The following is a 24,233-nucleotide window of genomic DNA, read 5'->3' as shown; positions in this document are numbered from 1 at the left end:
TAGAGGGGTAGGGGTATGCCGCCGATAGATATCGTCGACGAAATGGTAGAGATCGGCCCGGGGCGGACGGTCCAGATCACCAACGGCCTGTATGGCGTACGGCTGGTCGACTATCCGGTCGGCTATATCCATCCCAGCATCAACCCGGGCCCGCATCTGATCAACTCTGGAGAGATCATAGCCGATCTGGACGGCGGGGGCGTCTACATGCCCTCTGGCCTCTACGGCGTTTTCACTGACCAGTACGCAGGCGGCAGCTACCGGCAGTCGTCATTCTGGAACACTGAAGCGGGCGTGGTTCGTATACGGTCGGCGACCGAACTGGACCTCTACGGATATTACACCCGTAACGATCAGACGCCTGACTTCCGCAACGACGGCCTGTTCACCGTGACCGGCGCCGGCGACGCCTGGGGTCTGCATACCTTTGGCGCCGCGTTCATGATCGAAGATTATACCGGGTTCGGCTTCGACTTCTCAAACAGCGGACGGATTGAGGTGACGGGCGGGCGCAACGCCTACGGCGCGATGCTCTACAACGGCGGTCGGGCTGTTAACTCCGGCGAGATCATCGTCACCGGGGCAGGCTCCGTCATCGGGATGCTGATCTGGAGCCACCGGACCGAACTGCTGAACAGTGGGTCGATTGTCGCCTGCGATATCGACGGCCTCGATGACAGCATTGGCCTGACCATTTCGGCCGGCGTGTTCGATTCTCTCGTTATCAACACAGGTCTGATCAGCGGACGCACCGCCATCAAGGAACTGGTCCCGGGCAGCACCTTCATACCGTTCCCCAATGGCGACGATGTCATAGACAATCGGGGCGAGATACGCGGCGACATCGTCTTCACCTACGGCTCCGACCGCATCCTCAACCAGGGCCTGATCGAGGGCGACGTCACTTTCGTCGACGGCGCCGACCGCTTCCTCGGCGCGACCGGACGCCTGCTCGGGGGTCTGGATATGGGGGCCGGCGACGATTGGGCCTTCTCCGGTCGGGGGGACGACCGGGTGTGGGGCGCCGACGGCGACGACGAACTCCACGGAGGCGCCGGCTCCGACGCACTTCACGGCGACGGGGGGGACGACATCCTGATCGGCGATGGCGGCGACGACATCCTCGCGGGCGGCGCCGGCATGGACACTCTGGTCGGCGGCGAGGGAGACGATGTTCTGATCGCTGAGGGCGGTGACCAGATGTTCGGCGGACGGGGCGCCGACACCTACCGCCTCGCCAGCGGCGCCGATATCGTAGTGCTCGGCCTTGAGGCTGGCGTTGATATCCTCGAAGGCTTCGACGCTGCTGTCGACCGCTTCGCCCTCGCCGGCTCTTCGTTCACCGCGGCGACCGTGACGGCCGGCGACACCAGCCTGGTCCATGCTGGTGGAACGGTCGTCGTTCGGGGTGTCGCCGGCTTCTCCCTGGCGCAGTGGAACGCGTTCGCGACCGGCGCCGGCGGGGGAACGCCGGACCTCGGCGGACAGCATTCCGGCAACGCCGGTGCGGACCTGCTGGTCGGTCACGGAGGAAACGACATCCTGTCCGGGCTGGGGGGCGACGACATCCTTCTCGGGGGCGGTGGCGACGACCAGCTCGACGGCGCCATGGGCGACGACGTGCTTGAAGGCGGGGCGGGCTATGACATTCTTGAGGGCGCCGCCGGGGACGACCGCCTGACGGATCACGCGGGCGGGGGGCGACTTTCCGGCGGAGCCGGCGATGACCGGATTTTCGGGTCGGATGCGGATGACGTCATCCACGGCGGAGCGGACGAAGACTCATTGTCGGGCGGCGCCGGAAATGACCGGCTGTTCGGCGATGAGGGGGCCGACACCGTTCAAGGCGGAGACGGAGACGACTACATCGAGGGGGGCTCGGGTTCCAACGCCCTGTTGGGGCAGGCGGGGAACGACACAATCCATGGCGGCGAGGAAGGAGAGCTGATCCGGGGCGGTTTCGGCGCTGATGTCATCCACGGCGGCGGCGGCGGCGACCTGCTCTACGGCGACATGGGCGACGACGTGATCCACGGCGGCGACGGCGACGACACCATCGACACCTTCAGCGGCGACGACACCGTCTATGGCGGTGCGGGCAACGACAGCATTGTTGCGTTGGGGATCACCGCCCGGCTCTACGGCGGCGATGGAGACGATGCGATCAGCGCGGTCCAGGCCGGTTGGGCCGAGATCGACGGCGGGGCCGGCAACGACCGTCTGTACGCCGCAAGTTACGGCCGGACCTATGGTGGGGACGGCGACGATGACGTCCGCGGGTCCAACCTGCACGACTGGCTGCAAGGTGGCGCCGGCGACGATCAAATCTACGGCGGAGGCGGGGCGGGCGTGGACACCGCCGACTACAGTGAGGCCACGATCGGGGTCAGGGTCGATCTCAGGATCGACGGCTGGCAGGACACTGTCGGATCCGGTCGCGACTATCTGATGTCCATCGCCAATCTGAACGGCTCAAACCACAACGATGTCCTCGTCGGCGGCTTCGGCGTGAACCAGCTGAATGGCGGGGACGGAGCTGACCATCTGTCCGGCGACGTCGGCGACGACAGACTCCTGGGCGGCGCCGGCGATGACCTGTTGGATGGCGGGACGGGCCGGGATTTTCTGTTCGGCCACGCCGGAAACGACAGCCTGAACGGCGGCGCCGACCCGGACTTCGCCCTCTTCTCCGGTCTTCGGTCCAGCTATGTCCTCGGCGTCTCCGGCGGCGCGACCACGGTCGCCGGACCGGACGGGACCGATACCCTCATCGGGGTCGAGTTCCTCTGCTTCACCGATGGCGTCTACGACATCGCCGGAAACCCTGTAGTGCCGACCCTGACGGCCCCCGCCGGAGGCGGCGCGATCGCAGGCACATGGGGCGACGACATCATTTTCGGCTCCGGAGGCGACGACATCATCACGCCGGAGAGGGGCCATGACCTCATCGACGGTGGCGCGGGGATCGACACCGTCGTCTTCGGCGCCGGCCGTGGGAACTACCAGTTGGTTCAGTACGGCGGTCTCGTTCTCGTTCAGGATCAGAGCGCCAGCTATCTGCTCACCGGCATCGAGCGCATTCTGTTCGGAGACCAGACCTGGATCATGCAGCCCGGCGGGGGCGTTTATCTTTCGGATACGGCGGGCAATGATCAGCTGTTCGGCGAAAATGCGAATGATGAACTGGTCGCTTCGGCCGGCAAGGACACCCTTTTCGGCGCGGGGGGCGCGGACCAGCTCCGGGGCGGGGCGGACGACGACACCCTGTTCGGTCAGGACGGCGACGACAGCCTCGACGGGGGCGCCGGCGACGACCTGATCGATGGCGGCGCCGGAACGGACCGCCTTCACGCCAGCGGCGCCGCTTCGAACTATGTCCTGCTGCGGGACGGCGACGACTTCATCCTGAAGGGCGTGGACGGCACGGACCGCCTGACGAGCATCGAGGTCATCCAGTTCGGCGACGGAACCCTTTGGGATCTCGGCCGGATGTACGATGAGCCCCTGGTGCAGCCGCCCCTGATCGTCGAGTCCGGAGGCAAGAGCGGGCCGGAGCCCTGGGTGCTCCCGGGAACCGGGGAGGCGGCGGAGACGCCTGTGTCCGGCGGGCAGAGCCGTGCGGGTCCGGACGGCCCTGAGCCCTTCGGAAACAGGGTCCTGGCGCCGCTGCTTCCTGACCGGGTGGGCGGCGGCTGGGATGCCGACGGCTTCTTCGTCTGATCAACCGGCGCTGCGTCTTCATCTCCGGTTGCGGGTGTCGCCCAAACCAAAAGGCCCCGGCGGTTGCGCCGGGGCCTTTGTTATTTCAGCGAAACGAAGCGGCTCAGGCTTCGGTGTCGTCGGCCTTCTGGGCGGCGCCGGTTTCCGGGACCACGACGCCCTTGACCGGACGGACCGTCTGCTTCTCGGCGATCCGGGCGGACTTGCCGCGACGGTCGCGCAGGTAATAGAGCTTGGCGCGCCGGACGACGCCGCGGCGCTTGACCTCGATGGCGTCGATGTTCGGCGACAGGATCGGGAAGACCCGCTCCACGCCTTCGCCGAAGGAGATCTTCCGGACGGTGAAATTCTCGTTCACGCCGCCGCCGGCGCGGGCGATGCAGACGCCCTCGAAGGCCTGGATGCGTTCGCGCTCGCCTTCCTTGATCTTGACCATGACGCGCAGGGTGTCGCCGGGCTGGAAGTCGGGGATCGCGCGTTTTTCGATCAGGCGGGCTTTTTCTTCGGCTTCGATCGTCTGCAGGATGTTCATTCTATTCTCCTCGAGCTTTTGCGCTCTTTACCTGTGATTTGGCGGGCTCGGGGCCCGCATGGGTCTTGTCCGGGTAAGCCGCCCAGAGGTCTGGCCGTCGTTCCCGGGTCGTCAGTCGCCGCTGCTCTTCGCGCCATGCGGCGACCTTTTTATGGTCTCCGGACAGCAGAACCTCGGGTATCTCCAGCCCCTCGAACGTCCGCGGTCGCGTGTACTGCGGATGCTCCAGAAGGCCGTCCTCGAAGCTCTCCGAACTCAGGCTCTCGGCCTGGCCCAGCACTCCGGGGATCAGTCGTACGCACGCCTCGATCACCACCATGGCCGCCGCCTCGCCGCCGGCGAGCACCGCGTCCCCGACGGAGACCTCCTCGAACCCGCGCGCGTCGAGCACGCGCTGGTCCACCCCCTCGAACCGGCCGCAGAGGACGGTGATCCCGTCCGCTTTGGCCCATTCCTTGACGCGCGCCTGGGTCAGGGGCCGACCCCGGGCGCTCATGTACAAAAGCGGCCGGGGCGGGCCCGAAACGCTGTCGAGCGCCCTGGCCACCACGTCCGCTTTCAGCACGGCTCCCGGCCCGCCCCCCGCGGGGGTGTCGTCCAGGAAGCCGCGCGTATCTGTGGAAAAGGCCCGAATGTCAACCGTATCAAGGCTCCAGAGCCCGCGCTCACGCCACGCCGTGCCGATCAGCGAGACGCCCAGCGGGCCCGGAAAGGCCTCGGGGAACATGGTCAGGACGGTGGCGGTGAAGGGCGGGCGGGCGGTCATGGCGGGTCTCCTAGCACACCTGCCCGGCGGCCCAACCCGACGACCAGGCCCACTGGAAATTGTAGCCGCCGAGCCAGCCGGTGATGTCGGCGGCCTCGCCGATGACGTAGAGGCCGGGGACCTCCTTCGCGGCCATGGTCTGCTGGTCCAGCTGGTCGGTGGCTACGCCGCCCAGGGTGACCTCGGCGGTGCGGTAGCCTTCGGAGCCGACGGGCTTGACGGTCCAGCCGTTCACGGCGGCGTCGAGGCGGCGCAGGGTCTTGTCGCCGACCTCGGCCAGCTTGCCCTTGATCCCTTCGCGGTCGCAGACGCTTTCGGCGAGGCGGCGGGGGATGATGTGGCCCAGCGCCGTGTGGACCATCTGCTTGCCGTTCTCTTCCTTGGCGGCCTTGAGGCGGGCGTAGAGGTCCTCGCCGGGGGCCATGGCGACGGTGATGGCCTCGCCCTCGCGCCAGTAGCTCGAAATCTGGAGGATGGCGGGGCCCGACAGGCCGCGGTGGGTGAAGAGCATGGCCTCATTGAAGGTTGGCCTATCGCCCTTCGGGCTACTTGAGGCCGGGACGGCGGTGACGCTGACATCCACGGCGACGCCGGCGAGGGGTTTCAGCGTCTCCAGCAGGCCGGCCTCGAAGGTCAGGGGGACCAGGGCCGGGCGGGTGTCGGTGACGCGCAGGCCGAACTGGCGGGCGGCGTCATAGGCCCAGCCGGTGGCCCCCATCCTGGGGATCGACTTGCCGCCGGTGGCCAGGACCAGCGCGCGGCTGCGGACCGTGGTCCCGTCGGACAGGGCGGCCTCGAAGCCGTCGGCGACGCGCGCGACCCGCTCGACCGAGACGCCCAGCGACAGGACCACGCCCGCCGCCCGCATGTCGTCGGTCAGCATGCGGATGATCTGTTTCGCGCTGTCGTCGCAGAACAGCTGGCCCAGGGTCTTTTCGTGCCAGGCGATGCCGGCGCGGTCGACGCGTTTGACGAAGTCGTGCTGGCTGAACCGCTTCAGGGCCGAGGTCGCGAACCGCGGGTTCTCGCCGAGGAAGTTGGCGGGGCCGGTCCCGGTGTTGGTGAAGTTGCAGCGGCCGCCGCCGGAGATGCGGATCTTCTCGCCCGGCGCCCGGGCGTGGTCGAGGAGGCGGACCGAGCGCCCGCGCCGCCCGGCCTCGATGGCGCACATCATCCCGGCCGCGCCGGCGCCGACGATCAGGACATCCACGGACTGGGGGGTCATGGCGGGGGGATTAGCACGGGCCGGGTCCGGTTGAAAAAATACCGTCCGAAGCGTCCGAAGCGTCCGAAGCGTCCGATGCGTCCACTGCGTCCACTCCGTCCGATGCGTCCGGAAGGGGCGGAAAGGCACGGTCGGCGGGGGAAAAAATTCAGGACAGGCGGCGCGCGTCGGTGAGCAGCGTCAATATGCTGACAATCCGCTTCGGCCTGGAGCGGTCGGGCGGGGTTTCAGGGCGGCGATGTCAAAGACCGGTCAGGCGGGGCGGGCCTTTGGCCGCCCCGGACCGCATTATACCCCGGGGCCGGGGTATGGTGGGTTGGCGGTGGTGCGCGGCGGCGGATCAGGGGTCGGGAGGGTGCCTTTCGGGGTTGAAAGGGGCGGGATTATAGGGGGCGGGAAGACACTGTTTCCGCCCCCGACGGGGAGGTGGCCCGAAGGGCCGGAGGGGGCAGGGCCGACGCTGTGGCTAAAAAGAACAAATCACGAACGTTCCGATTGACTCCGCCCGCCCGGGCGGGCTGGATCATCCCGGGTCGGCGTTACGGAAAGAGGACAACAGATGATGACGCCCGACGACCCGACCGCCCGCCTGCTGGAGGCCCTGGAGGGCCTCGACCTGACCAGCGCCGACGGCCGCGCCGGCATCCACACCCTGCTGTCCGAGATCGAGCGCGCCTGCCCCGGCGTCCTGCTGCAGCAGGCGGCGCGGATGGAGCTGCGGGCGATCGGCTGGCGCTCAAGCAGCGAGGCCCCGCGGGCCGAGCGATAGCGCCCCACCACCATGAGCCGCCGTAATCACGACCGCTACACGGCGGGCGACTGGAGAGAGGCGGGCCCCACGGTCGGCGCCATCCTGGCCAACCGCTGGCTGGTCTATACCGAGTGCGACCTGTGCGAGCTGCGCATCCGCGCCGACCTGAAACGCATCGCCCGCGAACGCGGCCCGGGCTTCGTCCTGTGGGGCCGCGCCACGACCTGCCGCCGGATGGGCTGCCCGGGCCGGGTCACCTTCTGGGTGCGGCCGCATGGGGCGTACGGGGATGTGGGGATGACGTGAGTGTGTCTCGATTGTAACCATTGCTCGACACCACCCTCGCTAGAACCTATGCAGTACTCAGGTCTGGTGCATTGCCCGGCCCTGGAGGGGGCTCCTCAAATGAAATACGCTGTCGCCTTGGCGGTTTGTGCCGCCATGTCCGTATCCGCCTGCGCGTCGACCTATACGTCGACGCCGCGCCCGACTGCTGGCCAGACGATCCGTTACGTTCAAGGGGTCGCCACGACCCAGGCTGATGGCCGGAACGCCACGGTGCAGGTCACCTCGTTTGGTCCGAATGAGAAAGGTCGTTTGATCTTCGCCGTGGCTGTGTTCAATCGCGGCGACACCGCCATGAACTTCGGCGTTGAAAACGTCTCCGTCTCCGCTCTCGGCGCTCCGGTTCGCGTCTTCACCTATGCCGAGCTTGAGCGCATGGCCAGGAACGACGCGACCACCGCGCTGGTGCTGACGGCTCTGGCCGGCGCCGCCAGCGCCGCCGCCGCCTCTTCGGGGCCTACCTACCGCAGCACGACGGTGACGCCCTATGGGACCTACAACACGGTCGCTACCAACTATGCGGCTCAAGCCGTCGCCAGTTCTGTCGCTGTCGCCGGCGCGGCTAACCAGATGAACAACATCAGCGCCAATCTGGACAACACCCTGACGTCGCTGAGCGGCAGCGTCTTGCAGACCACGACCATCGATCCGGACACCTCCTTCGGCGGGCAGGTGATTTCGGACCGCGTGGTATTCCCCGAAGCGGGCGCGCTGCCCACAAACTTCATCGTCGAAGTGGCGGGCGAGACGTTCGACTTCGCCTTCGATATCACCAAGGACTAGCGGACGAGCGGCTGTTTATGGGGCCCGGGTCCGGAACAGGAAGCGGGCCCCACGGTCGGCGCCATCCTGGCCAACCGCTGGCTGGTCTATACCGAGTGCGACCTGTGCGAGCTGCGCATCCGCGCCGATCTGAAACGCATCGCCCGCGAGCGCGGCCCCGGCTTCGTCCTGTGGGGCCGCGCCACGACCTGCCGCAGGATGGGCTGCCCGGGGCGGGTCACCTTCTGGGTGCGGCCGCATGGGGCGAGCGGGGATGTGGCGATGACGTGAGGGGGCCTCGACTTGACCAGCGCCGACGGCCGTGCCGGCATCGGCGGCCTCCTGTCCGAGATCGAGCGCCTCTCCCCCGGCTCCGTCCTGCAACAGGCGGCCCGGATCGAGCTGCGGGCGCTGGGGTGGAGGGCTGACGGTGAGTCTCCAGCCTGAATCGCACAAGATTGGTGACTTGGCATCCAGCGGGTCAACCGACGGTCTCTAACCCTCCATCATCCGCCGGCGCTGCGAGTCTGCCCACGCTTTGAACCAAGTCGGGGTATTCAAGGATTACCGACTTTGGTCCATCGCCGTGGTGCCGTGATTTATGAAGAACTTGGAGCTCTTGACCGAATATGGAACTAACGTATGAGCTCTTGTAGTCATTTGTCGTACTGTTGAGAGAAGAGACAATAGTATTGCTCAATTTCTTGAGCACGCTATCGTTCAAGTTTTGCACTCCTACGTCACCTTTTCTCATTCTGCCGCCATCTAAGTATTGTGCGTTCACGTTCCATGGAGATTTCGGCGTGTTAGCTCTTTGCCTAGAGTCCATGTAAGCGCCCATGTCAGCAAACTGCCGTCTATGGTGGTGAATTATGAGCGGCAGAATGATATTTAGCTGGATGGGGATGGGGTATGACCACATCGTTACGCATGACCTCAGAATATCAAATATCTGCTCTGCGTCACGAAGGGTAACATCATAAGAAATCATCGCTCCGACAAATATCGCCGAGGGAGAAGTCTCGAGAGGTGTAGCCAGTTTTGACTGATCAATTTCATTCAACGCGAACAAATAATCGCTAAATGCACCAAGATCACGCCTCTCAAAGCGATAGTGTCGATGGAAGAATCGAAGCAAATATCCAGATCCGTCAAATCCTTCCCCATAAACTGCTTTTATAGAGTGCGACAGTTGGTCTCCGTCGGTCGCGATCAAAAAAATCGTGTTGTCTATATCAAATAAATGTTTAACCTGCTCCAACATTTCAATCGCATATGTCGGACGACATCTATCAAGTTCGTCAATTAGAACAAATAGAGGAAGTGTCGCTTCAGATCGCGATTCAAGATTTGATAATATTGATTTTAGACGATTTTGAAATTGAGCAGCGCTGTCAATTCTAGCTTTGTAATCGGCGATCTTCCGATCGATGAACTTAGTTAGAAGAGTTGTAACTTCCGTCGCTACCGCCTCGCTGACGGCGGCATTGTTGCCATCGAGGAAATCCTCGATTTGGTCAGGCACGAAGGTGTCTGTTTCTAATAGATTTTCTATCTCATCGATTGCCTGGCCGGCGTACTTTTCGGCGAGCCTTCGTGAGGCTCCCTTCAGCAGGGAAGCGACGATTGTTGCGCCGTGGGCTTTGGTGGCGTCCCATGATTTCCGGATCGCATCGTGCTTGGTGAAGTGGGGCGACAAGCACTCTTCGATCGCGGCCATAACCGCAACCACGGGCTCCTTGGTGCTGTCATCTCGCCAAGCATTGACGAACGCGGTCAGATGGCCTTCTGCGCGCATTTGCGCAGCGAGGCGTTCCATGAAGAACGACTTCCCGTGACCCCAGCTTGCATTGAGGTTGACGACGTAAGCGCCGGGTATCGAAGCGGCCCGGCGTTCCGCATGGCGCCTGACGAGGAAGTCATAGAGAAGCTGCCCGTCAGCCTTTCTATTCAGAAGGTCACCCTTCCAGATAGTATCCAGATCTACGGCCATGGTCCCCCCGGTGACTAGAGCGCACCTCAATCGGGCGCGCGTACAAATTTCAAATACTCAACTCTGACAACCCGCCCCCTCAGTGCGCCTCGTCCCAGTTGGCGGCGGCCCGCGCATCCACCACCAGCGGCACCGTCAGGGCCACGGCCGGTTCCGCGGCCCCCTCCATGGTCCGCTTGATCACGGCGATGGCGCGCTCGGCCTCGGACTCGGGGGCCTCGAAGACCAGTTCGTCGTGGACCTGGAGCAGCATCTTCGTTGACAGGCCGGCTTCGACCAGAGCCCCCGGCATCCGCATCATGGCGCGGCGGATGATGTCGGCGGCGGCGCCCTGGATGGGGGCGTTGATGGCGGCGCGTTCGCCGAACTGGCGCTCGGCCCCTGACTTGGAATGGATGGCGGGGATGTGGATGCGGCGGCCGAAGACGGTGCTGACCATGCCGGTCTCGCGCACCTGGGCCTTGGTGGCGTCCATATAGGTGCGGATGCCGGGGAAGCGCTCGAAATAGGTCTTGATGTAGGCGCCGGCCTCGCCCTGGTCGATGTTCAGCTGGGCGGCCAGGCCGAAGGCGCTGATGCCGTAGACGATGCCGAAATTGATCGCCTTGGCGCGGCGGCGCGTCTCGGGGTCCATCTGGTCGACGGGGACGCCGAACATCTCGGAGGCCGTGGCGGTGTGGATGTCGATGCCGGCGGCGAAGGCGCGCTTGAGCTCGGGGATGTCGCCGATATGGGCCAGCAGGCGCAGCTCGATCTGGCTGTAGTCGGCGCTGATCAGGACATGGCCGGGGGCGGCGATGAAGGCCTGACGGATCTGGCGGCCGGTCTCGGTGCGGATCGGAATGTTCTGGAGGTTGGGGTCGGAGGAGGCGAGGCGGCCGGTGGTGGCGGCGGCCAGCTGGTAGCTGGTGTGGACGCGGTCGGTGGTCTTGTCGGCGGCCTCGATCAGGGCGTCGGTATAGGTGCCCTTGAGCTTGGAGAGCTGGCGCCAGTCGAGGAGGACGCGCGGCAGGTCGTGGGTGAGGGCCAGGGCCTCGAGCGTGGCGGCGCCGGTCTCCCACTGGCCGCTGGCGGTCTTCTTGCCGCCGGTCAGGGCCATCTCGCCGAACAGGATGTCGCCGATCTGGCGCGGGGAGCCGACGTTGAACGGGCGGCCGGCGAGCTCGTGCGCCTGCTGCTCCAGCTCGGCCATGCGCAGGCCGAACTCGGAGGACAGGCGTTTGAGGCGATCGGGATCGACGCGGACGCCGGCCCGCTCCATGTCGGCCAGGACGGCGGGCATGCCGCGCTCCAGCGTCTCATAGACGGTGACGAGGCCTTCCTCGGCGAGGCGCGGCTTGAGGATACGCCAGAGGCGCAGGGTGACGTCGGCGTCCTCGGCGGCGTAGCAGGTGGCCGGTTTCAGCTCGACGTGTTTGAACGACTTCTGGGCCTTGCCCGTGCCGGCGACGGTCTTGAAGGCGATGGGGTCGTGGCCGAGGTGGAGGCGGGCCAGCTCGTCCATGCCGTGGCCGTGCAGCCCGCCCTCGAGCACATAGGAGATCAGCATGGTGTCGTCGAAGGGGGCGACGCGGATGCCGCGGCGGGCCATGACGGCGATGTCGTATTTGCCGTTCTGCATCACCTTGAGGACGGCGGGGTTCTCGAGCAGGGGCTTGAGCCGGGCCAGGGCCGTGGGCTTGTCGATCTGGGTCAGGGGTTCGCGCTGGTCGCTCTCGCCGCCGAAGTCGAGGCCGCCGGCGTTGGGCGCGGGCGGGTGCGCGTGGGTCAGGGGGATGTAGCAGGCGTCATTGGGGCCGATGGCCAGCGACACGCCGCACAGGCCGGCGTGGGTGGCGCTCAGCGCATCCGTCTCGGTGTCGAAGCCGATCACCCCGGCCTCGGTCGCGCGGGCGATCCACCGGTCGAGGTCTTCGAGGGTCTGGACGCAGTGGTAGGCCTCGTGATCGACGGTCTGGACCTCGGCCGGGCCGGCGGGGACCTGGCCGTAGCGGGGGGTGGCGACGGGGGCGGAGGGGGCCTTGGGGCGGGCGACGAAGGCGGTGCCGTTGGTGGCCGGGGCCTTGCCGTCGCCGACGCGGCTGCGCAGGGAGCGGAACTCCATCCGGTCGAGGAATTCGGCCAGCCGCTCCGGGTCGGGGTGGCGGACGAGGAAGTCGTCGATCGGCTCGGGCGCGGGGGCGTTGCAGTCGAGGCGGCACAGCTCGCGCGACAGGCGGATCTGGTCGGCGAATTCGATCAGGGTCTCGCGCCGCTTGGGCTGTTTGATCTCGTGGGCGCGGGCCAGCAGGGTGTCCAGATCGCCGAACTCGAGGATCAGCTGGGCGGCGGTCTTGGGGCCGATGCCGGGGGCGCCGGGGACGTTGTCGACGCTGTCGCCGATCAGGGCCTGGACCTCGACCACCTTGTCGGGGGTGACGCCGAACTTTTCGAACACCGCCTCCTCGGCGAGGCGGCGCTCCTTCATCGGGTCCCACATGACGACCGAGGGGCCGATCAGCTGCATCAGGTCCTTGTCGGAGGAGACGATGACCGCCTCGCCGCCGGCGTCCCGCGCCTTGCAGGCATAGGTGGCGATCAGGTCGTCGGCCTCGTAGCCGGGCAGCTCGACGCAGTGGACGCCGAAGGCGGCGGTGGCCTCGCGCACCAGCGGGAACTGGGGGATCAGGTCCTCGGGCGGGGCCGAGCGGTTGGCCTTGTACTGGTCGTACATGGCGTTGCGGAAGGTCTTCTCCGAATGGTCGAAGACGGCGACCAGATGGGTCGGGCCGTCGTCGCCCTTCATGTCCCGGATCAGCTTCCACAGCATGTTGCAGTAGCCCTGCACGGCCCCGACGGGGAGCCCGTCGGACTTGCGCGTCAGGGGCGGCAGGGCGTGATAGGCACGGAAGATGTAGGCCGAGGCGTCGATCATCCACAGCCGCACGGCGGGGCCGTCCTGGGTGAGGGAGCGGTCGGCGGAGTCGGCGGCGGTGTCGGTCATCGGCGGAACATAGGCGGGCGCGGCCCGCGCGTCACCGGCTGAGCGTCAGGAGACCCAGGTCCGGCGGCACGAGCCCTCCGGGACGGTCCAGCCGGCGAAGCCGGAGAGGACGCGGCACTCATAGCCCTGTCCCGCGAGCGGGCCGTGCATGATCCCCGTGTCGACCACGGCGCCGCGGCCGTCATAGACCGGGCGGGCGAAACTGACCCAGCGCATCCGCTGGCGCGGGTCGCCGGCGGCGTCCGGGTTGTAGGGGGTGAAGGCGAGGCCGTGGCGGCTCCAGTCGCAGCGCGGGGCGTAGTCGCCCTCGAAGCGGATCGGCGGCGGCCGGTTGTCGGTCGTGTTGAAGCGGTAGTGCTCCTTCGCGATGGCGGCGATGACGGCGCAGTCGTTGCTGTCGCCGCCGGTCGGCGGGCCGTCCGGACCCGGCTCCAGGGGCGTGGCGCAGCCGCCGAGCAGGGCGGTCGAGGCGAGCAGGGCGGGCAGGACGCGCATGACGGCTCCTTATTGCGAGCGCAGGCCGGTGATGGTGCGGGTCGGGGCGATATCCTCGGCCGAGGTGATCAGGTGAACGAGGGCGGGGCGGCCGGCGTTCCGCGCCGCTGCGAGGGCGGCGGGGAAGTCGGCGGTAGTCTCGCAGCGGACGCCGAAGGCGCCGAAGGCCTCGGCGTATTTGACGAAGTCGGGGTTCTTCAGATCGGTGGCGATGGTCCGCTGTCCGCCCGGATAGTGCATCTCCTGGTGCATGCGGATGGTGCCGTAGGTCCCGTTGTCGACGACCACGACCACGACATTGATGCCGTACTGGACCGCCGTGGCGATCTCCTGCCCGGTCATGAGGTAGTCGCCGTCGCCGGCGATGCAGATGACGTCGCGGTCGGGATGGACGCTCTTGGCGGCGAGGGCGGCGGGATAGCCGTAGCCCATCGCCCCCGAGGTCGGGGCCAGCTGGGTGCGGCAGGCGCGGTGGCGGTAGAAGCGGTGCAGCCAGGCGGCGAAATTGCCGGCGCCGTTGGTGATGATGGCCGTCGGCGGCAGGACCTCGCCGAGGTGAGCCATGCACTCCGACATGTTCACCGCCCCGGTGACCGGCACGGGGGTCGAGAAGGCCTGGTAGTCGGCGTGGGCGGCGGCGGCCTCGGCCTGCCAGTCGCGGCCGGGATCGATGGTCGACAGGGCGAGAGCCGCGAGCGAGTTGTCGGCCGTGGCGCTCAGCGCCGGGGTCCAGACGCGGCCCAGCTCCTCGGCGCCGGGATGGATGTGGATCAGGGTCTCCGCCGTGCGGGCGCGGGTGAACAGGGTGTAGCCCTGGGTCGGGTTCTCGCCGAGGCGGGCGCCGATGGCGAGGATGAGATCGGCGGCCTTGGCCCGGGCGGTCAGTTTCGGATTGCAGCCGAGACCGAGGTCGCCGGCGTAGTTGGAGCGGTCGTTGGACAGGACGTCCTTGCGCCGGAACGACAGGGCGACCGGCAGGCCGATCCGCTCGGCCCAGTCGCCGATGGCGGTCGCGGCCTCTTCCGTCCAGCCCGAGCCGCCCAGCACCAGCAGGGGGCGTTCCGCCTTGGCGAGCCGGGCGCGGACCTGTTCGACGAAGGCCGGGTCCAGCGCCGCCTTCGCGGGCGTCACCGGCCGGATCGGGGCGGGGCCGCCGTCGGCATGCAGAATGTCTTCGGGGAGGGCGATGACCACCGGCCCCATCCGCCCCTGCAGGGCGGTGGCGAAGGCGCGTTCAACGACCTCGACGGTGCGTTCCGGGCTTTCGATCTCGGTGGCCCATTTGGCGAGGCCGCCGAAGACCTCGCGGTAGTCGACCTCCTGGAAGGCGCCGCGGCCGCGGTCGGTCAGGGCGATCTGGCCGACGAACAGGATCATCGGCGTGGAGTCCTGATGCGCCGTATGCACGCCGATGGAGGCGTGGGTCGCGCCGGGTCCGCGTGTGACCATGCAGACGCCGGGCCTGCCGGTCAGCTTGCCGTAGGCCTCGGCCATGTTGGCGGCGCCCGCCTCATGGCGGCAGGCGATGACCTGAATCCGGTCGCGCACGTCGGCGAGGGCGTCGAGGACGGCCAGATAGCTTTCGCCCGGGACGCAGAAGACGCGGTCGACGCCGTTCATGACGAGGGTGTCGACGATGCGTCGGGCGGCGGTATTGGCGGGCTGGCTCATGCGGCGGGGGTTAGCAGATCAGACCCCGGCTTGGCCATGCAACCCCGCCGCCACGCTTGCGTTTATGGTCAAGGTTCAATGCCTGTAACGGAACATCCCATGAAAAAGATCATCACCCTGACCCTGGTCGCCGCCGCCCTGGCCGTTTCGGCCTGCAACACCATCTCGGGCGTCGGCCGCGACGTCTCCGCCGCCGGCAGCGCCGTCGCCGCGGGCGCCGAAGAAGCCAAGAACTAGGCCTTGGCCTCGTGATTCAGGAGGGCCCGCCAGCGATGGCGGGCCCTTTTTTGCGGTTTCAGTAGACCACGCCGGTCAGATACAGGCCGTGCGACGGCGCCACGGGTCCGCAGGCGGCGCGGTCCCGCGCGGCCAGGGCCTCGGCGACATCCTCCACCTTCCAGCGTCCCAGCCCGACCTCGGTCAGGGTCCCTGTCATCGACCGGACCTGACGGTGCAGGAAGCTGCGCGCCTCGAACACCAGATGCACCTCGTCGCCGACGCGGAAGACGCGGGCGACGTCGAGCGTCTTTTCCGGCGATTTCGACTGGCAGTTCACATCGCGGAAGGTGGTGAAGTCGTGCAGGCCGACGAGGCTCTGCGCCGCCGACTGCATGGCGTCGGCGTCCAGCGGTTTGCGCATGTGCCAGACCCGGCCGTGGTCGAGCGCGGGCGGCCCGGGGCGGTTGAGGATGCGGTACAGATAGCGCCGTCCCGTCGCCGAGAAGCGGGCGTGCCAGTCGCCGTCGACGCCGACGCAATCCAGCACCGAAATCCGCTCGCCGACCAGATGGGCGTTGAGGGCGTTCATCACCGTCTGCGCCGGCCAGTCCTTGTCCAGATCCAGGCTGATGACCTGGCCGGTGGCGTGGACCCCGGTGTCGGTGCGGCCGGCGGCGGCGAGGCGCACGGTCTCGCCGCAGAAGGCGGTGATGGCCGTCTCGACCGCGCCCTGCACCGTCGGCTGGTCGGTCTGGGCCTGGAAGCCGTTGTAGCCCGAGCCGTCGTATTCGAGGGTCAGCCTGTAGCGCGGCATGGTTGTTTCCCTATCGCGCGCCCCGCGGGGGCTCGCTGCTTGAGGGAGAGAGCATCGTCCCGACGGGCAGGGGGAAACCGCGCAGCATTTCCTCGGCCGACTGGGCCGCCTTGCCCGCGCGCTGGACCCGGAGCAGTTCGACCGCGCCCTCGCCGCAGGCGATGCGCAGGGCGTCGTCCAGCACCTGACCCGCCGCGCCGGAGCCGGTCGAGACCCGCGACATCAGCACCTTGATCCGCACCGGGCCGTCCTCGCCAGGAACCTCGAACCAGGCGCCGGGGAAGGGCGACAGGCCGCGGATGTGGGCGTCGACCGCCGCCGCCGGGCGGGACCAGTCGATGCGGGCCTCGGCGGGGGTGATCTTCTTCGCATACGTCGGCTCGCCGACCTGTTCCGTGCCCTCGACCCCGCCGCGTTCGATGGCGGCCAGCGCCCGGGGCCACAGGCCGGCGCCGATGTGGGACATGCGTTCGCCGAGCGAGGCGGCGGTGTCGTCGGGGCGGATGTCGAGGATTTCCGACAGCAGGATCGCGCCCTCGTCGAGACCCTCGGACATGCGCATGATCTGGACGCCGGTCTGGCGGTCGCCGGCCATGATGGCGCGCTGGATGGGGGCGGCGCCGCGCCAGCGGGGCAGCAGGGAGCCGTGCAGGTTGAAGCAGCCGAGGCGGGGGGCGTCGAGCACCTCGGCCTTGAGGATCTGGCCGTAGGCGACGACGCAGGCGGCGTCGACGTCGAGGCTTTTGAAGGTTTCGATGGCCTCGGGCGACTTCATCGAGGCGGGGGTGAAGACGGGCAGGCCCATGGTCTCGGCGAAGGCCTGGACCGGCGACGGCGTCAGCTTCTGGCCGCGGCCGCGCGGCTTCGGCGGTTGCGAGTAGACGGCGACGATCTCATGGCCCGAGGCGATGAGCTCGGCCAGCGACGGCACGGCGAATTCGGGGGTACCCATGAAGGCGAGGCGCATGCGGGCGCTTTGCCCTATGCGCGGGGCGGGGACAAGGCGAGGGGCGATCCGCGGTCGGGCGGGCCGGAGCGCGGCCGCGCATCGACCTCAAGGGCCGGCCCCGGGGCGGACAGGGGGGATTTATGGGAATCGCGGATTCGCCTCACAAAAAAATCGGAGCCCTGCGACCGGCGCGTCTCATTGAGCGGCCCCCTTCGATGCTCAATGATGAGGCCCCCGAGGGTCCACGGCAGCCACCATGATTCATTCGCTTGATCGCCTGTCCGACCGTGAGCGAGACATCCTGATGCTTCTCGCCCGGGGGCATACGGCGAAGACGATCGCCAGAATCCGGTCGCTTTCAGCGAACGTCGTCAACGAACACCTGCGGTCGGCCCGTCGCAAGACGGGCGCATCCAGCAGTCGCGAACTCGCCCGTCTGGTCCTGGGCGAAACGCCGGTTCCGTCACAAGAAGTTCGGGACAATTTATTCGGCGTTGAAAACCCGGCGGTCCCCGATCACCGGAGATCACAGCCGGGCCTGTCGTTGGGCCCGGTCATGACCCTGATCAACGGGAGAACGATGATGATTTTCGGCGTACTGATCGCGGCCGGCGTACTCGCCTACCAGAGCAGCGTGCCCGGCCAGGCTGAGCAAGCCGGCACGAGAGCCCCCGACGGCGCCCCGGAGGCGGCGGCGTCCGGTCCTCCGGACCTGGTCTATCAGGTGCATTTCAGCGCGGGCGACGACCTGCTCGCCGCCCCGACGGTCGCCAGCCAGTTCGGACGGTGGGTTCAGGTCGAAATCCCCGGCCTCATGCGCGTGAGCCTGCTCACCGGAGAGCGGAACCCGGACGGCGAATTCTACACGTCCGCGACGATGCAGGTGTTCCAGGACAATGCGTGGCAACCCGCAAAGGAAATGTCGATGATGTCCAGGCTCGAGCTCACCCCCTCCTTTGAGTATTCGGTGGAGGGCACACCCTATCGGTTCGTGATCATGCCGCGCCTGATCGTATCCGCCGCCGGCTAGGTCCGCGTTGGTTCTTGTCCGCTGAGGACGCCCGAAGAGTCGACGGGGCGCGCATCCGTTTTGCCGCAGTGGTCGTCCGCTGAACCATGGTGCACATTGCCCGGACCCCGGTCGCGAGGGGCTGTGGAACAGGGGCGCCGGCCATGACGGACGATCACAGGAAGATCCCGGCGCCGGCGATCGACCTCTACACGCGCTTCATCCATGGCGAGATCGGGCGCCGCGCCTTCATGCGCGGGGTCGGTCGCTATGCCGTGGGCGGGCTGACCGCGACCGCGATCGTCGAGGCCCTGATGCCGAACTACGCCCTGGGCCAGCAGGTGCAGAAGGACGACGAACGGATACGGGCCTCCTATGTCACCGTGCCCTCGCCGGACGGCCACGGCTTCATCCGGGGCTATCTGGTTCGCCCCTTCAGCGCGGACTCGCGCAGCGCCACGCCCGCCCGGCTGCCGGGCGTCATCGTCATTCACGAAAACCGGGGGCTCAATCCCCATACCGAGGATGTGGCGCGTCGCTTCGCCCTCGCGAACTTCATGGCCTTCGCCCCGGACACCCTGACGTCAGTCGGCGGCTATCCCGGCGACGACTACCGGGGCGGGCAGCTGTTCGCCTCGCTGGACCGCGCGAAGATGACCCAGGATCTGGTCGCGGCCGCCCGCTGGCTGAAGGCGCGACCGGACTGCAACGGCAGGATCGCGGCGACCGGCTTCTGTTTCGGCGGGGCGCAGGCCAATGCGCTGGCCGGCATTCTGGGCCCGGAACTGGCCGCGGCGGCGCCCTTCTACGGAGCCGCCACGCCGCCTGACGCGGTGGCGAATATTCGCGCCGCCATCCTGATCCATCACGGGGCGCTCGATTCCCGGCTGGCCGCCGACTATCCGGCGCAGGTGGCCGAACTGGCTCGCCACAATGTCCGCCACGAGGGCCACCTGTGGCCCGACTCCGTCCACGGTTTCTTCAATGACGCCACGCCCGAACGGTACAATCCGGTCACGGCGGCCCAGGCCTGGGCGCGGACCTTGGAATGGTTCAACGAACACACCCGCGTGGCCGCTGCCGCCTGACGCAGGCCTTGGGGTCTACTCCCAGCGGGTATGCACCCCGCCGCCCTCGTCCCATTCGCCGCCGGCGTCGAGGACGTCGTCGAAATCGAGCAGGCGGTCGATGAGCACGCCCGCGATCACGCCGGCCGCGGCGACGCCGAGCAGGACCGCGAGGCTGCCGATGCCGACCTTTTCATTGCGGGTCAGGCGCCGACGGCCCTGGGGGTCGATGATCCGGTCGCGGCCGCGCTTCAGGCGTGTGGCGATCCGGGCCATCAGGCGGCCAGCCTTGCGTTCTTCTTGACCTTGGCCACGGCGCGCTCGCGCTTCAGCCGGGACAGGTGGTCGATGAACAGGACGCCTTCGAGGTGGTCCATCTCGTGCTGGATGCAGACGGCGTAGAGGCCCTCGGCCTCTTCCTCGACCGTCTCGCCGGCATAGTTGATGTAGCGCAGGCGGACCCGGGCGGGGCGTTCGACGCTGTCGTAATATTCGGGGACCGACAGGCAGCCCTCCTCATAGGTGAACAGCTCGTCGGAGGCCCAGACGATCTCGGGGTTGACGTAATAGCGCGGGTTGCGGCGCGCGCGCTCCCATTTGGCCCGGTCCTCGTCCGACAGTTCGGCGGGGTCCTGATCGTCGGCGACGCCGTCGCGATCGTTCAGGTCCATGACGATGACCCGGCGCGTGTCGCCGATCTGGACCGCGGCCAGGCCGATGCCGGGCGCGTCGTACATGGTGTCGAGCATGTCATCCATCAGACGGCGCAGCTCATCGGTCACCGGCCCTTCGACGGGGGCGGAGATCTGCTTCAGCACCGCCAGGTCGGCGGCGTTGTCGATGGTGAGGATGCGACGGACGGCCATGCCCGCGAGGTAGGGGCGCGGAGGCCAAAGGTCAAGATTTCCCACTGTCGCACTGGGTTATGCGGCGGCCTCGGGCAGCAGCCTCGGCTTGCGGTCCTGATCGATGGCCACATAGGTGAAGACTCCCTCGGTCACCCGCACAGAGGCGGCCTGGGCGTGGTTTCGGGGCCGTTTCCAGGCCTCGACATGGACGCGGACCGAGGTCCGGCCGGTCTTGAGCACGCGGGCGTAGATCGAGACCTCGTCGCCGACCGAGACGGGCTGATGGAAGACCATGCCGTCGAGCGCGATGGTGACGCAGCGGCCCTGGGCCAGTTCGAAGGCCGGCGTCGCGCCGGCGAGATCCATATGGGCCAGCAGCCAGCCGCCGAAGATGTCGCCCTCGGGATTGGTGTCCGCCGGCATGGCGATGACGCGCCCGACGGGCTGGCCGGCTGGCGCGGTCGGAAGGGCGTCGGTCACGCGCGGCTCCGGTCGTGGGAAGGAAGATGGCGCACCCGACAGGATTCGAACCTGTGACCCCTGCCTTCGGAGGGCAGTACTCTATCCAGCTGAGCTACGGGTGCGTCTGACGGCGAAACGCCGGACGAAGGGCCTTACAGCAGGAGCGGCCCGCCCTCAATCCCGAATGCGCCGGCGCTGAACGCTCCGGTGAACCCCGGGCCATTCTGGACGATTTGTAAGGTTCGGGCCGGCGTATCGTGATCTAGCGTGCGCTTCGCTTCGAAGATGGAGGTCCCGATGCGCGCCTTTCTGCTTGCCCTGCTGATGTTTCTGGGGGCCTGCGCCACCCAGCCGGCGCCCGTCGCCGATCCCTCGGGCGACAGTCTGGACGCGATCGCACGCGACTATGTCGCCCTGATCCTCGAGATCGGCGAGCGCGAGCCCGGCTATGTCGACGCCTACTATGGCCCGGCCGAATGGCAGGAGGCGGCCAAGGCCAGTCCGCGCACCGTGCCGCAGCTGATCCAGGGGGCCGCCGGCCTGACCGAACGACTGAACGCGGTCTCGACCCGCGGGGCGGAACCGGCCGTGGCCCAGCGCAAGGCCTATCTGCTGGCCCATGTCTCGGCGGCCTCGGCCCGCCTGCGGATGCTGTCGGGCGAAAAGATGGGCTTCGCCGACGAGGCCGAGGCCCTGTTCGGCATCCGGCCCGAGCTCCGGCCGCTGGAGAGCTTCGACCCCGTCCTGGCCGAGATCGACGCCCTGCTGCCGGGCGAGGGCACGCTGACCGAGCGGGTCACGGCCTTCAAGTCGCACTATGTGATCCCCCGGGACCGGCTGCAGGCCGTGATGGACGCCGCCATCGCCGAATGCCGGGCCCGCACGGTGCGCCACATCGCCCTGCCGGCCAACGAACGGTTCACGCTGAGCTTCGTCGGCGACAAGCCGTGGTCGGGCTACAACTACTATCTCGGCGGCGCGGCCAGCCGGATCGAGATCAACGCCGACTTCCCGATCTATACCGAGCGCGCCATCGATCTGGGCTGCCACGAGGCCTATCCGGGCCACCACGTCTACAACGCCCTGCTGGAACAGACCTTCGTGCGCGAGCGCGGCTGGGTCGAGATGAGCGTCTATCCGCTGTTCTCGCCCATGTCCTTCGTGGCCGAGGGCAGCGCCAACTACGGCATCGACCTGGCCTTCCCGGGCGAGGAGGGCACGCGCTTCGAGCGTGACGTGCTGTTCCCGCTCGCCGGCCTCGATCCGGCGACGGCGGCGAAGAAGGCGCAGCTGGGCGCGCTGCAGCGGCGTCTGGCGCGGGCGGAGTACACGATCGCCGACGACTGGCTGGCGGGGCGGATCGAGCGGGCCGAGGCGATCCGGCGGCTGATGAAATACACCCTCGCCGACGAGGCCAAGGCGACCCAGCGGCTCCGTTTCATCGACACCTACCGCAGCTACATCATCAACTACGGCCTCGGCCGCGACGTGGTGCAGGCCTGGGTCGAACGGCAGGGGCCGGACCGGTGGGAGGGGATGGAACGGCTGCTGTCGAGCCAGATCCTGCCGGCGGACCTGGACTGAGAAGAAGTGGTCAGTGGCTAGTGGTTAGTGGCTGGCCGGCGCTGGTGCGACGGCGCGGACCGCGCCGCCCTTCCGCCGCCAGAGAAGCGGCAATCACTAGCCACTAGCCACTAGCCACTCGCTCACTGCGCCGTCATTCCCCCGTCGATCTTGAACTCGGCGCCGGTGACGAATTTGGATTCGTCCGAGGCGAGGTAGAGGACGCAGTACGCCACGTCGTCAGGCTCGCCGATCCGCTTGAGCGGGATGCCGCGGCTGAGGCGTTCGTGGGCCTTGGCCTCGTCGCCGCCGGCCATGGCGATGAACGGGTCGAGGATCGGGGTCTTGATGAAGACCGGATGGACCGAGTTGCAGCGGACGTTCCAGTCCATCTTGGCCGCCTCGAGGGCGACGGTCTTGGAATACATCCAGACGCCCGCCTTGGTGGCGTTGTAGGCGCCCATGCCCGGGGCGGCGGCGAGACCGGCGATCGAGGAGATGTTGATGATCGAGGCGGGCGCAGAGGCGCGCAGGTGGGGCATGGCGTGTTTGCAGCCCAGCATGATCGACAGCAGGTTGATCTCGAACTGACGCTGCCAGCACGCGACCGTATCCTGCTCGACGAAGGCCAGGACGTCGCCGACGCCGGCGTTGTTGACGAGGATGGACAGGCCGCCCATCGCCTGGACGGCGCCGTCGATGACCGAGACCCACTGGTCTTCCCTCGCGACGTCGTGCCGGAAGGCGAAGGCGGAGCCGGGCAGCTCGGCGTTGATCGCGTCGGCGAGGGCCTGGACGCCCGCCAGATTGACGTCGGTGACCGCGACCTTCGCCCCCTCGCGCGCCAGCATCCAGGCCATGGCCTCGCCCAGACCGCCGGCCGCGCCGGTGATCAGGGCCTGTTTGCCCGCGACCCGTCCCGCCTTGCCCGTCATCATTTCGCTCCCATCGCGCCGGCCGCCTCGTCGATGAAGCGGGCCATCCGGATATCCCTGTCGGTCACGCCGCCGGCGTCGTGGGTGGTCAACAGGACCTCGACCCGATTGTAGACGTTCGACCACTCGGGGTGATGATCGACCTTGTCGGCCAGAAGGGCGACGCGGGTCATGAAGCCGAAGGCGGCGTTGAAGTCGGCGAAGGCCAGATTGCGCACGATGGCGGGCCGGTCGCCGCCGTGGGCGCCCCACAGCGGCAGGTCCTTCAGAGCTTCCGTAACGTCAATCCGGTCGGCCATGGCGTCCTCCTGTTCCCTCCGCCGTATCGCGCCCGCCGGGGGTCCACAAGCTGTACGGAACGCGCGGTCAAGCTTTGGCGTTACCCAGCGTCACCATTCACGCCGGGAGTCGACCTTGGACAATATGTGGATCGCCGCCCTTGCTCCCGCCGACCGGCGGAGGATCGAACCCCATCTGCATGAGCGGCCCTTCGAGCAGGGCCAGATGCTGTACGACGCCGGCGAGGCGGTCGAGGAGGTCTGGTTCCCGATGAGCGGGGTGGTGTCGCTGATGACCATTCTGGACGACGACCGGATGATCGAGACCGCCGCCATCGGCCGCGAGGGTCTGGTCGGCGTCACCTGCGGGCCGATGAACGCCCGCGCCGCCAGCCGGGCCATCGCCCAGGTCGAGGGCGTGTCGGCCTGCTGTCCCTCGGACGTCTTCGCCGACGCCCTGCACGAGAGCGAGGCGATGCGGACGGCGTTGGCCAAATTCACCGAGAGCCTGTTCGCCCAGGTCCAGCAGACCGCGGCCTGCAACGCCCAGCACCGGCTGGACGAACGGCTGGCGCGCTGGCTGCTGACCATCCACGATCGCGCCGAGAGCGACCGGTTCGACCTGACCCAGGCCGATATCGCCGGAATGCTGGGCGTGCGCCGCGCCACGGTGTCGGAAGTGGGAACCCTGCTGGTCGACAAGGGGCTGATCCGCCGCGGCCGCGGATGGGTCGAGGTCACCGACCGCAAGGCGCTGGAGGCCGCCGCCTGCGGTTGCTACGGCGCGATCCGCAGCCTGATGAAGGACCTCGGCGTGCCGCGTCCCCGGACAGGGGTTCACTGACG

The 24,233-nt window shown here is 67.7% G+C and carries 23 protein-coding genes and 1 tRNA gene; 9 read left to right on the top strand and 15 right to left on the bottom strand.

Annotated elements, in window-relative coordinates; all coding sequences use genetic code 11:
• Positions 1-15: 15 nt before the first annotated feature.
• Positions 16-3,720, top strand: coding sequence for a calcium-binding protein (locus QQJ79_RS02985; protein WP_284220956.1), 3,705 nt, complete (start codon positions 16-18; stop codon positions 3,718-3,720).
• Positions 3,721-3,823: 103 nt separating this feature from the next.
• Here QQJ79_RS02985 and rplS read toward each other — a convergent pair whose 3' ends face one another.
• The 3 genes from rplS to QQJ79_RS02970 are packed head-to-tail and all read right to left on the bottom strand — an operon-like array spanning position 3,824 to position 6,243.
• On the bottom strand, positions 3,824-4,252 hold the full coding sequence (gene rplS, locus QQJ79_RS02980; RefSeq protein ID WP_284220954.1) for a 50S ribosomal protein L19: 429 nt from the start codon (positions 4,250-4,252) through the stop codon (positions 3,824-3,826).
• A 1-nt stretch (position 4,253) separates the two neighbouring features.
• On the bottom strand, positions 4,254-5,018 hold the full coding sequence (gene trmD / locus QQJ79_RS02975; RefSeq protein ID WP_284220953.1) for a tRNA (guanosine(37)-N1)-methyltransferase TrmD: 765 nt from the start codon (positions 5,016-5,018) through the stop codon (positions 4,254-4,256).
• Between the two features lie 10 nt (positions 5,019-5,028).
• Entirely contained in the window at positions 5,029-6,243 is a 1,215-nt protein-coding gene (locus tag QQJ79_RS02970; protein WP_284220952.1) for a BaiN/RdsA family NAD(P)/FAD-dependent oxidoreductase, read from the bottom strand.
• 559 nt (positions 6,244-6,802) lie between these two features.
• On the opposite strand from QQJ79_RS02970, the gene QQJ79_RS02965 reads away from it, so the two are divergent.
• The 3 genes from QQJ79_RS02965 to QQJ79_RS02955 all read left to right on the top strand — a co-directional run bounded on the left by QQJ79_RS02965 (position 6,803) and on the right by QQJ79_RS02955 (position 8,122).
• The gene (locus QQJ79_RS02965) at positions 6,803-7,012 is read left to right on the top strand and encodes a hypothetical protein (RefSeq protein WP_284220951.1); all 210 of its coding nucleotides are present in this window, start codon (positions 6,803-6,805) and stop codon (positions 7,010-7,012) included.
• 12 nt (positions 7,013-7,024) lie between these two features.
• Positions 7,025-7,300, top strand: a complete 276-nt coding sequence (locus QQJ79_RS02960) for a hypothetical protein (protein WP_284220949.1) — start codon at positions 7,025-7,027, stop codon at positions 7,298-7,300.
• A 99-nt stretch (positions 7,301-7,399) separates the two neighbouring features.
• Complete coding sequence (locus tag QQJ79_RS02955; RefSeq protein ID WP_284220948.1) at positions 7,400-8,122, top strand: hypothetical protein; 723 nt, start codon at positions 7,400-7,402, stop codon at positions 8,120-8,122.
• A gap of 460 nt (positions 8,123-8,582) precedes the next feature.
• Here the strand turns inward: QQJ79_RS02955 and QQJ79_RS02950 are convergent, their stop codons facing one another.
• The 4 genes from QQJ79_RS02950 to QQJ79_RS02935 all read right to left on the bottom strand — a co-directional run bounded on the left by QQJ79_RS02950 (position 8,583) and on the right by QQJ79_RS02935 (position 15,243).
• The gene (locus QQJ79_RS02950; RefSeq protein WP_284220946.1) at positions 8,583-10,094 is read right to left on the bottom strand and encodes a KAP family P-loop NTPase fold protein; all 1,512 of its coding nucleotides are present in this window, start codon (positions 10,092-10,094) and stop codon (positions 8,583-8,585) included.
• A gap of 79 nt (positions 10,095-10,173) precedes the next feature.
• Positions 10,174-13,077 (bottom strand): DNA polymerase I, encoded by a 2,904-nt coding sequence (gene polA / locus QQJ79_RS02945; RefSeq protein WP_284220944.1) that lies wholly within the window; start codon positions 13,075-13,077, stop codon positions 10,174-10,176.
• A gap of 45 nt (positions 13,078-13,122) precedes the next feature.
• Positions 13,123-13,572 (bottom strand): hypothetical protein, encoded by a 450-nt coding sequence (locus QQJ79_RS02940; protein WP_284220942.1) that lies wholly within the window; start codon positions 13,570-13,572, stop codon positions 13,123-13,125.
• Positions 13,573-13,581: 9 nt separating this feature from the next.
• A complete protein-coding gene (locus QQJ79_RS02935) occupies positions 13,582-15,243 on the bottom strand; it encodes a thiamine pyrophosphate-binding protein (protein ID WP_284220940.1) in 1,662 nt (553 codons plus the stop codon).
• A gap of 99 nt (positions 15,244-15,342) precedes the next feature.
• Between QQJ79_RS02935 and QQJ79_RS02930 the strand changes: the two genes are divergently transcribed.
• Entirely contained in the window at positions 15,343-15,480 is a 138-nt protein-coding gene (locus QQJ79_RS02930; protein WP_284220938.1) for an entericidin A/B family lipoprotein, read from the top strand.
• 58 nt (positions 15,481-15,538) lie between these two features.
• On the opposite strand, the gene truA is transcribed toward QQJ79_RS02930, so the two are convergent.
• Positions 15,539-16,276 (bottom strand): tRNA pseudouridine(38-40) synthase TruA, encoded by a 738-nt coding sequence (truA, locus tag QQJ79_RS02925; protein ID WP_284220936.1) that lies wholly within the window; start codon positions 16,274-16,276, stop codon positions 15,539-15,541.
• A gap of 10 nt (positions 16,277-16,286) precedes the next feature.
• Positions 16,287-17,243, bottom strand: a complete 957-nt coding sequence (gene fmt, locus QQJ79_RS02920) for a methionyl-tRNA formyltransferase (RefSeq protein WP_284220934.1) — start codon at positions 17,241-17,243, stop codon at positions 16,287-16,289.
• 238 nt (positions 17,244-17,481) lie between these two features.
• Between fmt and QQJ79_RS02915 the strand changes: the two genes are divergently transcribed.
• Positions 17,482-18,255 (top strand): helix-turn-helix domain-containing protein, encoded by a 774-nt coding sequence (locus QQJ79_RS02915; RefSeq protein ID WP_284220931.1) that lies wholly within the window; start codon positions 17,482-17,484, stop codon positions 18,253-18,255.
• Positions 18,256-18,398: 143 nt separating this feature from the next.
• Positions 18,399-19,322 carry a dienelactone hydrolase family protein gene (locus QQJ79_RS02910; RefSeq protein WP_284220929.1) on the top strand — a complete coding sequence of 308 codons (924 nt, stop codon included), beginning with the start codon at positions 18,399-18,401 and terminating at the stop codon, positions 19,320-19,322.
• A 15-nt stretch (positions 19,323-19,337) separates the two neighbouring features.
• Here the strand turns inward: QQJ79_RS02910 and QQJ79_RS02905 are convergent, their stop codons facing one another.
• From QQJ79_RS02905 to QQJ79_RS02890, 4 genes are all read right to left on the bottom strand, one after another.
• Positions 19,338-19,577 (bottom strand): hypothetical protein, encoded by a 240-nt coding sequence (locus tag QQJ79_RS02905; RefSeq protein WP_284220928.1) that lies wholly within the window; start codon positions 19,575-19,577, stop codon positions 19,338-19,340.
• Entirely contained in the window at positions 19,577-20,167 is a 591-nt protein-coding gene (locus tag QQJ79_RS02900) for a peptide deformylase (protein WP_284220927.1), read from the bottom strand. The genes QQJ79_RS02905 and QQJ79_RS02900 overlap by 1 nt, the downstream gene beginning before the upstream one ends.
• A gap of 57 nt (positions 20,168-20,224) precedes the next feature.
• Positions 20,225-20,572 carry an acyl-CoA thioesterase gene (locus tag QQJ79_RS02895; protein ID WP_284221003.1) on the bottom strand — a complete coding sequence of 116 codons (348 nt, stop codon included), beginning with the start codon at positions 20,570-20,572 and terminating at the stop codon, positions 20,225-20,227.
• Between the two features lie 84 nt (positions 20,573-20,656).
• Positions 20,657-20,733: transfer RNA gene (locus tag QQJ79_RS02890), tRNA-Arg, on the bottom strand.
• A gap of 175 nt (positions 20,734-20,908) precedes the next feature.
• Between QQJ79_RS02890 and QQJ79_RS02885 the strand changes: the two genes are divergently transcribed.
• A complete protein-coding gene (locus QQJ79_RS02885) occupies positions 20,909-22,195 on the top strand; it encodes a DUF885 domain-containing protein (RefSeq protein WP_284220926.1) in 1,287 nt (428 codons plus the stop codon).
• Positions 22,196-22,317: 122 nt separating this feature from the next.
• Here QQJ79_RS02885 and QQJ79_RS02880 read toward each other — a convergent pair whose 3' ends face one another.
• Both QQJ79_RS02880 and QQJ79_RS02875 read right to left on the bottom strand, forming a co-directional pair.
• The gene (locus tag QQJ79_RS02880) at positions 22,318-23,109 is read right to left on the bottom strand and encodes an SDR family oxidoreductase (RefSeq protein ID WP_284220925.1); all 792 of its coding nucleotides are present in this window, start codon (positions 23,107-23,109) and stop codon (positions 22,318-22,320) included.
• A complete protein-coding gene (locus QQJ79_RS02875; RefSeq protein ID WP_284220923.1) occupies positions 23,109-23,408 on the bottom strand; it encodes a 4a-hydroxytetrahydrobiopterin dehydratase in 300 nt (99 codons plus the stop codon). The genes QQJ79_RS02880 and QQJ79_RS02875 overlap by 1 nt, the downstream gene beginning before the upstream one ends.
• Positions 23,409-23,532: 124 nt before the next feature.
• On the opposite strand from QQJ79_RS02875, the gene QQJ79_RS02870 reads away from it, so the two are divergent.
• On the top strand, positions 23,533-24,231 hold the full coding sequence (locus tag QQJ79_RS02870) for a Crp/Fnr family transcriptional regulator (RefSeq protein ID WP_284221002.1): 699 nt from the start codon (positions 23,533-23,535) through the stop codon (positions 24,229-24,231).
• Positions 24,232-24,233 lie beyond the last annotated feature (2 nt).

This window comes from Brevundimonas denitrificans (assembly GCF_030160755.1).
Classification (GTDB): Bacteria; Pseudomonadota; Alphaproteobacteria; order Caulobacterales; family Caulobacteraceae; genus Brevundimonas; species Brevundimonas denitrificans.
Note: the sequence above shows the minus strand (reverse complement) of the source record. Positions and strands in the feature narration are given on the sequence as shown.